This is a genomic window from Thalassococcus sp. BH17M4-6 (assembly GCF_049323015.1).
Classification (GTDB): Bacteria; Pseudomonadota; Alphaproteobacteria; order Rhodobacterales; family Rhodobacteraceae; genus Puniceibacterium.
Genome location: NZ_JBMPGU010000001.1, coordinates 277,729 through 292,479, shown reverse-complemented (window position 1 = coordinate 292,479; position 14,751 = coordinate 277,729). Strand labels below are relative to the sequence as shown.

The following is a 14,751-nucleotide window of genomic DNA, read 5'->3' as shown; positions in this document are numbered from 1 at the left end:
CCCTTGTATTGTGATCGTTTCGTGACACATACGGTCTGACCCCTTAAGAGGGGGATACAAAACCGCGCCACGGATTCGGAGCTGCTCCTTGGATCTCGAAATGCCCCCCGCCCACCCTTTCGACGACGACAAGCTGCGTGAAGAATGCGGCATCTTCGGCGTCGTCGGCCTGTCGGACGCCGCGAATTTCGTGGCGCTTGGCCTGCACGCGTTGCAACACCGCGGACAAGAGGCGGGCGGAATCGTCAGTCACGAGGCTGGACAGGGCTTCAACTCGGCCCGCCGGTTCGGCTACGTGCGCGACAACTTCACCTCACAATCGCTGATGCAGACGCTGCCCGGGCCACTGGCCATCGGGCATGTACGCTATTCCACCGCCGGATCGAAAGGCCCGACGCAGATCCGCGACGTGCAGCCGTTCTTTGGCGAATTTTCCATGGGCGGCGCGGCCATCGCGCATAACGGCAACATCACCAATGCCGATGCGCTGCGGCGCGAACTGATCGAACGCGGCTCGATCTTCCAGTCCTCGTCGGACAGTGAATGCATCATCCACCTGATGGCCCGGTCGCTGCAACGCGACATCCCCAGCCGGATGGAGGATGCACTGCGCCGTGTCGAAGGCGCGTTTTCGGTCATCGCCATGACCCGTACCAAGCTGATCGGCGTACGCGACCCGCTGGGCGTGCGGCCGCTGGTGCTGGGCAAGATCGGCGATGGCTGGGTGCTGAGCTCGGAAACCTGCGCGCTCGACATCATCGGCGCGGACTATGTGCGCGAGATCGAACCGGGCGAAATGGTCGTCATCACGCCCGAGACCGGGGTTGAGTCGATCCGGCCCTTCCGTCCGCGCAGATCGCGGTTCTGCATCTTCGAACATGTCTATTTCAGCCGCCCCGATTCGATCATCGGCACGCGGTCGGTTTATGAAACCCGCCGTCAGATCGGTGTGGAACTGGCGCGTGAGGCGCCGGTCGAGGCTGATCTGGTCTGCCCCGTGCCCGACAGCGGCACCCCCGCCGCCATCGGCTATGCGCATGAGAGCGGCATCCCCTACGGCATGGGCATCGTGCGCAACCAGTACATGGGCCGCACCTTCATCGAACCGACCGAGCAGATCCGCAACATGGGTGTGCGGCTCAAGCTCAACGTCAACCGCGCGCTGATCGAAGGCAAGCGGGTGATCCTGGTGGACGATTCAGTCGTGCGCGGCACCACCAGCCGCAAGATCAAGGAAATGATCCTGGATGCCGGCGCGGCCGAGGTGCATTTTCGCATCGCCTCGCCCCCCACGGCGTGGCCGTGCTTTTACGGTGTCGACACACCGCAGCGCGAAAAGCTGCTGGCCGCCACCATGTCCGAGGACGAGATGCGCGACCATCTGCAGGTGGACAGCCTGCGGTTCATCTCGCTCGACGGGCTGTACCGGGCCGTGGGCGAATCCGGGGGCCGCAATCCCGATCAGCCGCAGTATTGCGATGCCTGTTTTTCCGGAGAATACCCGGTCGAACCTGCGGATCAGATCGAAAAGGGCTTCAGGCTCAAGACCGCCGCGGAATGACCCTTCTCGACCTCGACGCCCGCTGGCGGCGCTTCAACGATCCCGACCGTGCCTGCCCCTGTTGCGGGCAGAGTTTCAGCGGCATCTTCGACATCGGCTTTGACCACCCCGATGCCTGGCCCTATGGCGAACGCCTTGGCGACAGCGGCGACGATCTGACGGTGGGCGAGGATCGGCTGGGCAGCGATCTGTGCAGGCTGGGACCCCAGCGTTTTGTCCGCTGCATCCTGCCGCTGCCCCTGCGCGGCAGCGAAGAGGTGTTCTATTTTGGTGTCTGGGCCAGCGTCGCGCCAGAGGCTTTCTATGCCTATCTCGACGCGAGCCTGGGCGAGGAACCGGCGTTCGAAGGCTGCGCGGGACTGCTGGAAAACGCCCTGCCCGGCTTTGACCTGCCCGCGCTGACCCCCGGTATCCTGGTGCCCGGCGGCCCCGGCGAACGCCCGCGCCTGATGGCGCAGGCCGACACGCCCTTGGCCAAGGCGCAGGCCGACGGCATTTCCTTTGACGATCTGCTGGATATCTACGCGGCCTCGGGCCAGGACATCCGCCCGCATCTGCAGAAGGACTGAACGGCCCGCTAGTTCCGGATCACCGTGACCGAGCAGGTGGCATGGCGCACGATACGCGCCGCATTCGCGCCCAGCAGGAAATCCGACGCTTTCGGGCGGTGCGCGCCGATCACGATCTGGTCGACCTGCAGCTCCTTCGCGACCTCAAGCACCTCTTCATAGACGGTGCCGTGGCGCGCCACTGTCTTGAAGGTCACGCCATCGGGGATCTGGTCCGCCGCCACGTCGTTGAGATGGGCGATCGTCGCCTTCAGCGCCTTCTTGACGTCCCATTCCTCGGACCCGCCGGTTTCCCCGCGGATGGCATAGCGCCAGTCCAGGCCGGCGACCATTTCCGGCACCACGGTCATCAGGATCAGCTCAGGGTCCTTCAGGGTGTTCCACTGTTTCACGGCACCGGCCAGCACCGCCTGGGTGTTCGCCGGATCGGCCAGATCGACCGGGACAAGTATGCGGTTGGGCATGTCGTCGTCTCCTCAGCGGTATTCGGGGCGGATCAGCAGCCAGCCCAGCCAGATGAAAAAAGCCACCAGGATCAGGCTCAGGATCGAGATGCCGGGCGACGGGTTGAGCGCTGCGGGCGGCTGCGGCAGCACCGGCGCCAGGGACGCCGCCAGCGGCAGCGCCGGATCGACGGCCAGATTGCCCGGAATCGCGGCGTTGAGCTGCGCCACCGTGGAGCCCGGAAGCGGCTGCTGGTCCACCGTCACCGCCGCCGGGCCCTGATCCCCCACCGCGTCATCCTGTTGCGGCGCGGGGCCCGCCAGAACCAACTGCGTGCGCAGGGTTTCGACCGGGGTCAGCTGGCCGGCATAGGTGTTGGCGGCAATCCGCGCCTCGCGCAGGAAGGGAAAGCGCACGAGGTTCGCGCCATCGCTCCAGCCGTCCACGGAAAAGAGCCGTTTGCTGCGGTCCGCCATCGCCGCCGCAACGGCCGGATCGCCCTCGACGGTCATGATCAGCGCGGCATCCGCCGTGCCGTCCGACACCGCCGCCAGCACCTGGGCCGTGTCACCGTCGACCGCGACGGTCTGCGCCGACAGGCCTAGGGCGTCGATCACCAGCGCCGCGATCCGGGCCGAGGAGCTGCCCTCGCCCCCGATGGCGAGGGTCTCGATCCCGTCGATGGAGGTGACGGCGTCACGGCTGCCGATGAGGTGCAGCACGCTTTGCCCCACGGCGGCGACCGCCTCAAAGCCCGCGATCCGCGCGGGCGCGGGGTTGCTCAGGTCATAGAACGCGTCCGCTCCGACCAGCGCCAGCCGCGCGTCGCCTGCCCCGACCGCATCCAGCGGATCGGTCACGGCGCCGAACTGTGCATCACGCCCGGGAAAGGCCTTTTGCACCGCGTGCAGGACCAGCGCGCCCTGTGCGCCGTCGGCGAAATTCGCCTCGGTCGCGATCACCAGCGGGTCGGGCGTCTGCACCGCACCGGCGTCGATCAGGTCCATCCGGGCCAGCGCATCGCGCGCCACCGCGCGGGGCGACCGACCTTCAAGATCGACGCGCCCGTTCAGCGACTGGATGAGCTCGGGCGTGACCTTGCCCGCCAGCGACGCCAGCGCCGGGCCCAGCACGCCATGCCGTGACAGCGCATCAGCCCGCGCCAGCGGCAGCGCGTCGTAGATCGGGAAAAAGTCCAGGTCATCCTCCAGCACCACAAGGCCGTATTCGGCGATCTGGCCGTCGGTGGTATAGATCTCAGCCACGTCGACCTCGGACCTCAGCAGCTTGTCATAGACCCGCTCACGGTCGTCCAGCGGCACCACATCCACGCTGCCGAAGGTCATGCCGTAGCGCTGCGACATCGGCGCAAGGCCGTCCAGCGGCCGCCCGGTGAAATCCTCCTCGACCGCGATGGCGAGATCCCCGGCCGACGGCACGAGGTCCGAAATACGTTCGACCCCCAGTTCTGCGGCGCGGTCGGCGCGCATGGCGAGGCCATAGTTGTTGGCAAATCCGAAGCCGTCGAGCCAGGTCAGCCCCAGTGGGCCGTAAAGCTCTTTCACCCGAGCGGTGGCCGCCGCGCCGTCGCTGATCGGGTTCTGGCCCAGCATCACCAGCCCGGTGCCGTTGTATTCGGGATAGATGTCCAGCGATCCGTCCTTGATCGCCGCCATGATCGCGGGCGTCGTCGGATAGTCGACGATGCCGGAGGTCGGCACATCCTGTTCCTCGGCCAGGGCCAGGATCATCTCGGCCAGGATGCGGCTTTCGGAAAAGTTCTTGGCCCCGATCCGCAGGTCCGGGGTGGCATCGTCGCAACCCGCGAGCAAAACGGGCAGCGCCAGGAGGGTCAGAAAAAACCGTTTCACGACTGACCCTCCTTCAGGCTGGCGGGCGGCGCGGCACGGCCGCGCCCGACCCCGTGGCCCACGGCCTCAATCGGTTTGGGCGGCTTGATCTCGCGCTTGATCTCGCGAAAGAAGCCGACAAGCTGGATCAGCACGATGGCGGTGAACGGGATCGCGCCGGTGACCGCCATTGCCTTTGCCACGGCCACGGATTCCGAAAACAGCGTGCCCGCCGTCAGCGCCGCGATCAGCGTGCCCCAGACCATCTTTTGCAGCACCGGCGGGTTCAGGTTGCCGTCCGTCGTCATCATCGACAGCACGAAGGTGCCCGAATCCGCCGAGGTGACGAGAAAGATGAACATCAGCGCCACCGCCAGCGTCTGCAGCACCTGCGCCGCCGGGAAATAGGCGAGGAAGGCGAAAAGCGCCTTGGTCGCGTCCTCAAAGATGATCTCCTTGAGCCCGCCGCCGCCGAACATCTCGATATAGAACCCCGCGCCGCCGAAGACCGCGAACCACAGGATCGAGAACATCGTCGGCACGAAAATCACGCCCATGCAGAATTCCCGGATCGTCCGCCCGCGTGAAATGCGTGCCACGAAGATGCCGATGAACGGCCCCCAGGCGATCCACCAGATGAGGTAGGTCAGAGTCCAGCCCGCGGACCATCCGCCCAGATCCTCGAACGGGAACAGGCGGAAGCTCATGGTGATCAGACCGGCGAAGTAATTGCCGATGGAATCGATGAAGACCTCGAACAGGAACCGTGTCGGCCCGGCGAAAAGCACCATCAGCATGATCGCGATGGCGATCACCATGTTCAGGTTCGACAGGATCTTGATCCCCTTGTCGACGCCGGTGGTGGCCGACAGCATGTAGCAGACGAAGAGCACGGCGAGGATGATCATCGAGGTGGTCACGGTTTCCTCGAACCCGAAGGCGTAGAAGGTGCCCGACCGCACCGCCAACGTGCCCATCGACAGCGATCCGGCAAGGCCGAAGACCACCGACAGCACCGCGAGAATATCGGCGGTCCGGCCCATGCCTTCGCCCGCCGCGCCGCTGAAGACGGCCTTGATCGGGGTCGAGATCATCGACGGCTGGCCCCGCCTGAAGGTGAAATAGGCGATCACCAGCGCGCAGACCGCGTAGATCGACCAGGCGTGAAAGCCCCAGTGCAGGTTGGTGATGACCAGCGCCTGACGCGCCGCCGCCATCGTTTCCCCCTCCATCCCGGGGGGCGAGACGTAGTGATACATCGGCTCTGCCGGACCCCAGAGCAACAGCCCCGATCCCATGCCGCCGGCAAACAGCATGGCGATCCACGACACGGTCGAAAATTCCGGTTCCTCGTCGTCGGCACCCAGCCGAATGTGGCCGTAAGGTCCGAAGGCGAGGTAGAGCGACAGGAACAGGAACATCGAACAGATCGCCAACCAGGCCCAGCTGACCCCGGTCAGCATGTAGTTCACAAAGCCCAGCATCGCGCCGGTCATGCTGTCCGGTTCAACAATGCCCCAGATGCCGATGCCCGCGCAGATGGCCATCGAAACGATGAAAACGAGGTTGAAATTCACACCACTCGGGTTGGGGTTATCGGACATCGCACCCTCCGGTTCCGCAAAGGTTGACGCTCAGTAAAGCAGAAACTTTCGCGAATTTCCACACTTGCGGGTACCCAAGGTTGCAATCAACGCTCGCAACACACCTCAAAACGCTTGTTCGCGCCTCGGCGCCCCCCTGACCGCAGACACGCAAAATGCCCGGATGGATCGCCATCCGGGCCTTGAAATCGACCAGCCAGGCGGCGGCCCGTGGCTGCGGCTTAGAACTCCATCCGGAACCCGACGCTGGCGGCGTGATGCGTATAACCGCTGGCAAACGACCCGGAATAGCGCAGATCGAAAGTACTGCTTTCCGACAGCTCCAGGCTGATGCCCGCGCCGATCCCGATGCGGTCGGTCTCCTCGAAGGCGCCCGCGCTGCTGAAGGTCGCCGCCGGTGTGCCCGCAAGGAACGAATTGCTGGTGGCGCGGCGTCCGTCGAACACATGCTCCCAGTGAATGTCGAAATAGGGCCGCGCAATCGTGCCCCCGGCGTTGCGCATCTCGCCCGAAAGTTCGAGCCCCAAGCTCACCGAATTCTGCGAAAAGCTGTCCGACCCGACGGCGAGGTTCAGCACCCCGGCCCCGGATTCGGTATAGCCGTCGCGATCGACACTCACGTGATCCAGCCGGATATAAGGCGCAAACCGCATGTTGTGCTTTTCATCCAGCCCCAACGCCGGGGCAAAGTTGTAGGCCAGCTTGGCCGAGGCGGCAAAAACCGTCCCGTCAGCGTCGCCATCGGCGGTGGCCATGCCCGGCCCCACGGGGATACGACGCTCGATGTCATAGTCCTGCGTGCCGTAGGTCAGCGCACCGGTGAAGCGCCAGTTGTTGGCCTCGTAGCCGCCGTAAAGGCCGATGTGATAGGCGTCGATCTCGGCCGAGGACGGGCCGGAGTTCATGTGGGTCGTGTCATAGGCCAGCGCAAAGCCCAGAACGGTGTTCGAGGTCGCGCCGTTCATCACGTATTCGTAGCCCACGGCCAGCCCGCCGGTTCCGGCGTCATAGCCGGTGACCCCGCCCGATCCGTCGACATCGCGGGTGGCGCCGTAAAGGCTGCCCCAGGTGACGTGACGACCGGCCCCAAGGACCGCGCCCTGGGTCGACACCATGTCGCCGGTGGGGTTGATCGCCGTGGTCAGCCCCATGCCGCTGCGGCCCTGCAGCAGGTTCGCGAAGGTGCGCCCCGATTGCATCGCCGCCTGCAGCGCGTTGGGATGCACCGACTTGTCCGACAGGTCGGTCAGATCGCCCTCAAAGCCCAGCACCACCGCGGTGCCGGTCACGTCCAGCGTCAGTTCGAGATCCGGCAGGTTGTCCATGATGTCGGCGAATTCGCCGGTGATGCCGCCCGCGCTTTCGATGATGGTGAAGGCGTTGCCGGGGCCGAAATCGCTGGTCATGCCAAGGGCATTGACCGCCAGAGTGCCGTCCAGCGTCGTGGCCCCGCCGACGATCACCCGGTCGGAATTGTCGGGCGCGTCGATATCGACCTCGAGCGTGCCATCCGCGGCCAGCACCAGGTCTTCGGCAATCTCGAAATCCGAGATCTGCCCCGCGCCGCCGGGCGCGAAGCTGCCGGAATTGACCAGACTGCGCACGCCGCCGGTGCCCTCGAGCCGCCCATTCACCTCGTTGATCAGGTTCACCGAAACGAAATTGGCGTTCACCACCGACGTGCCTTCGATGATGCGCCCGGTCGATTCCGGGGTCAGCGCGGGCAGATCGTCACCGCCGAAGATCCACGTGCCCTCACCCCGCTTTTCCAGCCGCTCGAAGCCGACGGCAAAGGCCGCCCCGTTGGAAAAGAGCGAGATGTTGGACACCGTGCCCGCCGCGCCGTCAAAGGCCAGAAGGTCGTCGCCCAGCCCGAAATCGACCCCGCCGTTGACCTGCGCCCCATCGAACAGCACCAGCGTGTCGTTGCCTGCGCCAAGGTCGATGTCGCCGTTCACCACGGCGGTCGGGCGCAGCGTCAGATCATCCGCGCCCCGGCCCAGGTCGATGGCCATGCCGTTGCCGCCGGTGACCGTTCCCGCCAGGTCGACGCTGGTGGTGTTGGCATAGGTTTCGACGATGCGCGGCAAGGCGACATCGCTGAAATCGACCGCCTGGCGCCGGTCGTCATCCACGATGCCGGTGCCCTGATTGCTGACCACGGTTGCCCCGTCTTCGATCAGGATCGCCACGTCCGAGGCCAGCGCCTCTGTCGCGAAGGCAAAGCCGGTCGCCTGATAGGGCCGGACATCGATGCCGTTGGCGTTGCTGCCTTGCGCGGTCACGCTGCCGCCGGATTCCACGGTGATGGTCACGTCTTCGCCGACACTGACGATGCCATGCACATAGTCGCCCGAGGTCGTGACCGTCCCGCCGTCGGCGACCGTGATCCCGACCCGGCCCGGTCCGCCGGCCCGCACACCGGCCGAAGCGGTGGCGCCGACGTCAAGGCTGGTTGTCAGCGCGGTGTTCGGCAGACTGCTCAGATCCGCCACGTCCTGGCCCTGGCCCGACGCTGTCACGCTGCCCTCGATCCGAAGCTGCCCCAGGAAGAAAGACGACAGTTCTTCCGTTGTCGGGCCGTAGAAGAACGAATCGTCAAAGGTGACACCCGCGACAGTTCCATCACGTGTGGTCCCCTGGCCGCCCGTGGCGGTCACGTCGCCCTGCAGGACGACGTTCGTGGCAAAACCGATGGAGACTCCGATGGCACTGCCGCCCACGGCAAACACATCGTCCTCGTCCGTTGCCGTGGCATCGCCGCCGACAGCGGTGATATCGCCGGTAAGGATCACGTCCCGATCCAGCAGCGCGACCTCCTCTTCGGGTGTCAGGGCCTGCTGCTCTGACAGGAACAGTGTGGGCCTCTGGACGATCGACAGACCACGTGCCGCACCGGCAACGACCGCGCTCAGCGCATCCTGGGGGGCGATCAGGTTCTCCTCCGACCGGCGTCCGGCGTCGCCTGTCAGGTTCGCGTTTCCGCCGACGGCCAGAACATCGGGGGCAAAGGTAACATCCTCATCGGATTGCAAATCCACATTCGCGCCCTGGGCGAACCCGCCGGTGAGCAGCTGATAGCCGTGGCTGCCGTTCAGTATGACATCCGCATTCCCCCCGCGCGCGGTGAAGGTGATGTCGTTGGGCGTCGTCAACGTGACCCCGGTTGATCCGGTGCTGAAGGCAAGGGCCTGACCGCCCAGTGCCTGCGCAGGCAGATCACCGCCATTGAGGGTCAGTTGTACATCGCCGCCCTGCGCCGTGATGTCGTCGGTCACGGTCACATCAACCTGGCCGACCCGTTCGATGGTCCTGCTTTGGGTGTCGGGATTGGCCGAAATCGTCGTCTCGTCGTAAAAATCGCCGATGATCATGCCCGTGGCCGCTCCGCCCCCGACGTTGATTGCGCCCGCGGGGGCATCGGCGGGCGGAGGAAAGCCGCTGACCGGAGCGCTTGCAATGCCGGTGCCCGACACCTCGGCCGTGGTGGACCCGCCAAGCACGGAAATGGCGCCATCGATGCTGACGACACCGACGCCGTCGTTGTCGGTGTTGTTTTCGGTAAAGACGCTGTCACCGCGGATATCCGCACCCAAAGCGTCAGAGCCGAATCCGGTTGCCGACACCAGCCCGCCCGCGCCCGCGTCACCGGCCAGCGCATCCGCGACCAGGGTCAAGGTGCCGCCATCCACGTTGATGTCGCCGGTGAAGTTCGCAAAAAGGTTCAGCGGGGTCCGGATGTTGACGCCGATGGTCCGGTCATTGCTGAAAAACTGCCCGTCATACTGCACCACGGCCGACGACAGCGGCCCGTCCGTCGCGGTCTGGCTGGTGGCGGTCAGCATCGTGTCGCCGCCATAGGCCGAGATATCGCCGGTGTGATCAACCCGAACGGTGTCGGACCGCGGCGTGCTCACGGCGTTGCCCAGGTTGAACTGTGTGAAAGGCCTGTCGGGCAGTCCGAACGCGGTGGTGAACATGCCGCCGCCCGCGGCTTCGGCGCGGCCGCCGACGCTCGACACGGTACCGGTGCGGTTGCCGGCATTGACGCTGATGTCGCCCGTGTTGTTGACGGTGATGTCGCCTCCTGCAATGCCCAGCAGGCCATAGACGACGCTGCGCTCGGACGAGGAGGCGGTGTTTACGATCACCCGGTTCGACCCGTCGTCATCAGTTGCGGTGGCGGTCATGTTGGGCCCTGTGACGGTCAGATCGCCGGTGCGGTTGATCACCAGATCGCCGGGTTCCTCGGGCTGGGCGCCCGCGATGGCGGAAATGCCGCTGAAATCCTCGGTATCGACCCCGGCCACGACATCCGAGCTGACCGTCAGATCGCCGTGGGTCACGACAACATCGCCGGTCTGGTCCAGCGTCAGGTCGAACCGGGTCAGCAGCCGCACGCCTGCCTCGTAATCGGTGAGAACGGTGGTCGTGCCGTCGACATCCTGTCCGGCCTGGATGGTCATGTCGCCATTCAGCGTAACATCGGCGCTGCCCCCGAAGGCATAGACATTGACCCCCGACTGTTCGGTGCGGCCCTGACCTGACGGATCGTTGACCAGCCCCTGGGGGGCGAAATCGGCCGCGACCTTCAGATTGCCGTCATTGGCGAAGAAAAAGATCGAACGCCCGCCCAGCACCGTGGTGGTGTCCTCGATGATCAGGGTATCGACCGAATTGATCAGGTCTGGCACGCCCGCGCTCACGTCGCCGGTGCAGGTGGCGGTGGTGTCCACGATCTCGCAATCGGCGCGGACCCCGGTGGCCAGACCGCCGCCCAGCAGCAGCGCAAGGGCGGTACCGGACAAAAGCCGGTGGCGCAGCGGACGCGAGGAGAAACGGGAAAATACTGTGTTCATCAAACTTTGCTCCAGGTCGGATCACGGTCGAAATTGACGCTGCGTCGACTTTGGAGCGAACCGTGGCCGCCCGGAAGCAGTAATTTAACCATTTTGCCGATTGAAAAACCTGGATGCGAAAACCGTGATCGACGCACCTTCATCGCGTGCCGGATTGCCTATGCAAATCGGTCAATTACCTTTCCGATTTGCTGCAGTCAGGCTATGTTGGCAGCCATAATTTTTCCACTTGAAAAACTAGCCATCGGTGCTCCAGGCCTTGCACGCATCCGCGGCCGGGCCGCTGGCTGCCGCGTAGGATTGCACGAGTCGGTCGATGGCGCGGCGGGTGATGTGCTTGTGATCTTCGCTGTACCCCAGGCTCGCCACCATTTTCCAATGGCCATACATCAGGCAAACAAAAAGATACGACAGTTCCTGGCAGTCGGGGACCGACAGCTCCGGGCGGTGCACCTGCATCTCGTGTGAAATGACATGGCCCAGCAGGCCGTATTGCGTCCGCAGGTTCTGCCGCACAGCCGGATCGCCCGCGGCCAGGGCAAAGAGCGCGTCATAGGCCTGATCGTCGCGCGGCTTGGGCGCGTCGCCCAGCAGATCGAAATAGAAATCGAGGAAGAAGTTCAGCCGGTCCCGCGCATCGATCTGCGCGGCACCAGACACCAGCGCCTCGCGGTAAAGCCCGGCCAGATGATCGCAAAGCGCGATCGACAGCGCATCGGGATCGGCAAAATAATAGCGCACAAGCTGCCGCGACAGGCCTGCCTCTTTCGCGACGGTCTTGAAATCGAGGGCGCGCACGCCCTGGCGCATGAGCACGGCAAAGGCCGCCCTGACGATATAGTCTTTCCTTTCGACGCTGGCTTGCATCGCGCAAGGATAGCCCGCGCCTTTCCAGTCTGACAAGTGCCGGTGTTTCAGGGGCTTAGGCTGGGGCCGTCACCGCCCTTTCCACACCGGGTCGCGCTTTTCGGCAAAGGCGCGCGCGCCTTCAAGCTGGTCCTCCGAGCTATAGAGCACGTCTACGGTCGGGAACTGGCGCTTGGTGATCCGGTTCATCGCGTCCTGAAAGGTCATGTCCTCGGCCTCGCGGACGATCTCCTTGATCGCGGCATAGACCAGCGGCGGGCCCGAGGCGATAAGGTCGGCCATGGCGCGCGCCTCGTCCAGCAGCCGGTCCGCCGGGTAGACGTGATTGACCAGGCCCCAGCGCGCGGCCTCCTCCGCGTCAATCCAGCGCCCGGTCAGCAGCATTTCCATGGCGATGTGATAGGGAATGCGCTTGGGCAGCTTGACGCTTGCCGCATCGGCGACGGTGCCGGAGCGGATTTCCGGCAAGGCGAACTGCGCATGATCGGCGGCCAGGATCACATCCGCCGACAGCGCCAGTTCCAACCCACCACCGCAGCAGATGCCGTTCACCGCGGCGATCACCGGCTTGTTGAGGCCGCGCAACTCCTGCAACCCGCCAAAGCCTCCGACGCCGTAATCGCCATCCACCGCGTCGCCGTCCGCCGCGGCCTTGAGGTCCCAGCCGGGGCAGAAGAACTTTTCGCCGGCACCCGTCAGGATCGCCACCCGCAGCTCGGGATTGTCGCGAAAATCGGCGAAACAGTCGCCCATCCGGCGGCTCGTGACAAGGTCGATGGCATTGGCCTTGGGCCGGTTCAGCGTCACCTCGAGCACCGCGCCACGGCGGTCGATCTTGAGGGGGGTATCGTCGGTCATGCGTCTTCTCCCAGTCGGATGAGGGCATCGGCGGCGACGGCGCGGTCATGCGTCAGGATCAGCGGATTGACCTCGACCTCGATCACATGGCCTGCCTGCGCGGTCACGTAGTCCTGGATGGCCAGCACGGCATTTACCACCGGTGCCGTCGGCAGCGGCGGTTGGCCGCGAAATCCCGCGAAAAGCGGTGCGATACGCAGGCGTTCGAGGGCCCGCACGATGTCATGGTCGCGCACCGGCAGCAGCAGCGCGGTGCTGTCTGCCAGCAGTTCGGTCTGGGTGCCGCCCGCGCCCAATGTCAGCACATAGCCATGCGCGGGGTCGGCCACGACGCCCACCAGCAGCTCGGCCAGACCGCCCTCGACCATCTCTTCGACCAGGAAGCTGTCGCCGCCCATCTCTTCGGCCGCGCGCCGCACCTCACTTGTGGACAGCCCCGTGCGGATGCCGCCCGCATCGGTCTTGTGCGCCAGCCCGCGGCGTTTCAGCGCCACGCAAGCCAGATCCAGCGCCGCCGCCTCGGCCCCCGCGGGGCCGTCGGCCACCCTTCCCCGTGGTACATCCAGCCCATGCTGCGCCAGCGCGTCCTTGGCGGCGGATTCCTCCAGCAGCCGCGCGGCCGGCAGCACCTTCGGCAGCAAGAGCGGCGCGTTATAGGCGGCGGGTCGGCCCAGGGCGGCGGCCGCGGCGATCGCATCCATCGCCGCCTCAAGCCCCGCCATCGGGATCACGCCGCGGGCAACCAGCCGGGCCACCACATCCTCGGGCATGGTTTCGGGCAGCGTCGACACCAGCGCCAGCGGCATGCCCACATGGGCATGCGCATCGGCGGCGGCGGTGATCACGCTTTCCCAATCGGTGGTGCTGCAGCGGCCGGCGTGGGGGAAATCGACGATCACCAGCGTGAGCACCGCGCCGCCCTGCATCATGTGGGTAAAAACGCCGGTCATCGCCTCGGTATTGCCCCAGATGAAAGTGTGGTAATCCAGCGGATTGCTGAGCGTCACCATCGGGCCGAGTTCAGCGCGCAGCCGCTCCCTCTGCCCGTCGCTGAGCGGCGCGAAGCCGATGCCCCGCACGGCGGCGGCATCGGCCACCAGGCTCGCCTCGCCCCCCGAACAGGACAGCGATGCGATCTGGCTGGCGGGCAGCGGCCCGATGAAATGCAGCAGCTTCAGCGTCTCGAGCAGCGCCTCGAGGCTGTCGACACGCGCCATGCCCAGCCGTTCGAAAAGCGCCGTGGCGCCCCGGTCCTGCCCGGACAGAGCGGCGGTATGCGACACGGCGGCCATCTGCGCCTCGGCCGACCGCCCGGTCTTGAGCACGACCACCGGCTTTCCCAGCATCTGCGACTGCGCAGACAGCGCCTCGAACGCGCGCAGGTCTCCGACGCCTTCGATGTAAAGGCCAAGCGCCGTCACGTGGTCGTCCGCCAGCAGCGCCGCGCCCAGCTCTGCGATCCCGGTCTGCGCCTGGTTGCCGACCGTGCCGAGCATGGCAATCGGCAGGCCGCGGGTCTGCATCGTCAGGTTCAGCGCGATGTTCGAGCTTTGGGCCAGGATCGCGACGCCGCGTTCCACATGGCTCAGCCCGTGGATGTCCGGCCAAAGCGATGCCCGAGCCTGCGCATTGATGAAGCCATAGCAGTTGGGCCCGACGATCGGCATCTCGCCCGCGGCCTGCAACAGCGCCGCGGTCAGGTCCTTGCCATCCTCCACCTCGGCAAAGCCCGAGGCAAAACAGATGGCACCGCCCGCCCCCTGCCGCGCCAGCGCGCCCACCACCTCGACCGTGGCGGCGCGGTTGACACCGACAAAGGCCGCATCGGGCGCGCGCGGCAACGCGTCGACGCTGGGATAGGCGCGCACACCTTCGATCTTCGCCTCGTGCGGATGCACCGGCCAGACATCCCAGACAAATCCGATGTCGCGCAGCCCGCGCACCACCGCGCGGCACCAGGCACCGCCGCCGATCACGGCGACCGACCGGGGCGACAGCAGGCGGCGCAGGTCGCGCGTCATGGGCGGGCCCCGGCGGTTTGCCCGCCTGTCGGCACGCGATGATTTGGCGATAGGTCACAAAAGCTTAGGCGCATTTCTTGATCAAGACGCGAAAACCCGCCGGGTGCAAGCGGCATCG

The 14,751-nt window shown here is 65.7% G+C and carries 9 protein-coding genes; 2 read left to right on the top strand and 7 right to left on the bottom strand.

Features of this window, described 5'->3' with window-relative positions:
* Window positions 1–100 precede the first annotated feature (100 nt).
* Window positions 101–1,561 (top strand): amidophosphoribosyltransferase, encoded by a 1,461-nt coding sequence (gene purF / locus ACOXXX_RS01270; protein ID WP_422824723.1) that lies wholly within the window; start codon window positions 101–103, stop codon window positions 1,559–1,561.
* A complete protein-coding gene (locus ACOXXX_RS01265) occupies window positions 1,558–2,130 on the top strand; it encodes a DUF2199 domain-containing protein (protein ID WP_422824722.1) in 573 nt (190 codons plus the stop codon). Before purF ends, ACOXXX_RS01265 begins: the two co-directional genes overlap by 4 nt.
* 8 nt (window positions 2,131–2,138) lie before the next feature.
* Here the strand turns inward: ACOXXX_RS01265 and ACOXXX_RS01260 are convergent, their stop codons facing one another.
* The 7 genes from ACOXXX_RS01260 to ACOXXX_RS01230 form a co-directional block, all read right to left on the bottom strand.
* The gene (locus ACOXXX_RS01260) at window positions 2,139–2,594 is read right to left on the bottom strand and encodes a universal stress protein (protein WP_422824721.1); all 456 of its coding nucleotides are present in this window, start codon (window positions 2,592–2,594) and stop codon (window positions 2,139–2,141) included.
* A 12-nt stretch (window positions 2,595–2,606) separates the two neighbouring features.
* Window positions 2,607–4,445 carry a glycine betaine ABC transporter substrate-binding protein gene (locus tag ACOXXX_RS01255; RefSeq protein ID WP_422824720.1) on the bottom strand — a complete coding sequence of 613 codons (1,839 nt, stop codon included), beginning with the start codon at window positions 4,443–4,445 and terminating at the stop codon, window positions 2,607–2,609.
* Window positions 4,442–6,028, bottom strand: coding sequence for a BCCT family transporter (locus ACOXXX_RS01250; protein WP_422824719.1), 1,587 nt, complete (start codon window positions 6,026–6,028; stop codon window positions 4,442–4,444). Before ACOXXX_RS01250 ends, ACOXXX_RS01255 begins: the two co-directional genes overlap by 4 nt.
* A gap of 221 nt (window positions 6,029–6,249) precedes the next feature.
* Window positions 6,250–10,887 carry an autotransporter domain-containing protein gene (locus tag ACOXXX_RS01245; protein WP_422824718.1) on the bottom strand — a complete coding sequence of 1,546 codons (4,638 nt, stop codon included), beginning with the start codon at window positions 10,885–10,887 and terminating at the stop codon, window positions 6,250–6,252.
* Between the two features lie 237 nt (window positions 10,888–11,124).
* Window positions 11,125–11,754: a TetR/AcrR family transcriptional regulator gene (locus ACOXXX_RS01240; protein ID WP_422824717.1), complete on the bottom strand. Its 630-nt coding sequence runs from the start codon at window positions 11,752–11,754 to the stop codon at window positions 11,125–11,127.
* A 69-nt stretch (window positions 11,755–11,823) separates the two neighbouring features.
* Window positions 11,824–12,612 (bottom strand): carnitinyl-CoA dehydratase, encoded by a 789-nt coding sequence (locus ACOXXX_RS01235; protein WP_422824716.1) that lies wholly within the window; start codon window positions 12,610–12,612, stop codon window positions 11,824–11,826.
* Complete coding sequence (locus ACOXXX_RS01230; RefSeq protein ID WP_422824715.1) at window positions 12,609–14,633, bottom strand: acetate--CoA ligase family protein; 2,025 nt, start codon at window positions 14,631–14,633, stop codon at window positions 12,609–12,611. Before ACOXXX_RS01230 ends, ACOXXX_RS01235 begins: the two co-directional genes overlap by 4 nt.
* Window positions 14,634–14,751 lie beyond the last annotated feature (118 nt).